The 634-nt window shown below is 60.1% G+C and carries 1 protein-coding gene; it reads right to left on the minus strand.

All coding sequences use genetic code 11. The features are described 5' to 3' along the window. A partial coding sequence (locus tag KDM41_18415; GenBank protein ID MCB1185399.1) for a TolC family protein occupies positions 1–615 on the minus strand: 615 nt, incomplete at its 3' end. Between the last annotated feature and the right edge of the window lie 19 nt (positions 616–634).

Here is a 634-nt window from a genome sequence, read left to right on the forward strand (position 1 = left end):
GCGGATCCGGGCCGCATCCAGTGTGCGTTCGGCGCTGGAAAGGATCTTGCGCCCGGATGCGCGAAATCCAGAGGTGAGGGGCTGGCGGAAGGTGAGATTTCCAAAGGCGGTATATTGCGGGCTTAGCGAGGCGTAACGAGAGTTGGTCTCCAGCCGGGTGGAATTCAGTGAGGCTTCGATCTCAGTGCCGATCGGCAGATTGATGCGCACACCGGCCCTTCCGGCGGTCTCGCGGGTCTCCAGTATCGATGCGCCGGAGAAAAATGAAGCGGTGGGTGTGTCATTGCCGGAGCGCTCCAGGCTGAGGAACAGCTCCGGATCGAAGCTGCCCTTTTCCCGGCGCACCGCCCCCTGCGCTGCCCGCAGCCGGGCCCGTGCTTCCCGCACCGCGCTGGCGTTCTCCAGTGCGAGGGAGACAGCGCGTTCCAGGCGAATCTTTTCCCCGCCGATCTGCGCCAGCTTCACCTGCAGGGCACTGTCCGGGTTGGCCCGCCAATCCTGGCTGTAGGCAGGAATTGTCAGTGCAAAACTGCCACTCATGAAAAGGAACAGCAGCAGGCAGCCTGAATACTGAAATATCACTCTATCGAAATGATCCTTCAATGCAAATATCATCAATGACCTCTTCCGTATA

The sequence above is a fragment of the bacterium genome, assembly GCA_020440705.1.
In the GTDB taxonomy this organism is placed as follows: Bacteria; Krumholzibacteriota; Krumholzibacteriia; order LZORAL124-64-63; family LZORAL124-64-63; genus JAGRNP01.